Genomic DNA, 409 nt, shown 5'->3' on the forward strand with positions numbered 1-409 from the left:
CGACGCGCGGGGGTGCGACGCGCGGGGGTGCACGGCGCGGGCGTGCACGGCGCGGGCGTGCACGGCGCCCGTTGGCCCGCTCAGAACGGTGTCGGTTCGTGTTCCTCGGCGGGTGGTGGTGGCGGTGCCGAGGCGGGGTCGTCGGGGAGGAATCTGACTGCCGCGGAGTACGGGAGTGGTTCGTCGGTGTAGATGCGTCCGGTGGGGGAGGTCCATTCGAGGATTCCGCCGGGGAGTTGTCGGACTTTCCAGCGGGTGAATTGTTTCTGGGTGTGGTGCCGTTGGCAGAGGTGGCCGAGGTTGTTGACCTCGGTGGTGCCGCCGAGCGCCCAGTCGTGGGTGTGGTCGACCTCGCATCGGGTGGCGGGGGCGGTGCAGCCGGGCCAGCGGCAGTGGCGGTCGCGGGCGC

The 409-nt window shown here is 72.1% G+C and carries 1 protein-coding gene; it reads right to left on the minus strand.

Going from position 1 to position 409, the window contains the following annotated elements; all coding sequences use genetic code 11:
- Positions 1–80: 80 nt before the first annotated feature.
- The coding region (locus D8Y23_RS16630) for an HNH endonuclease signature motif containing protein (protein WP_164878302.1) at positions 81–409 on the minus strand (329 nt) is incomplete at its 5' end.

Source organism: Microbacterium enclense (assembly GCF_004022425.1).
Lineage (GTDB): Bacteria > Actinomycetota > Actinomycetes > Actinomycetales > Microbacteriaceae > Microbacterium > Microbacterium enclense_A.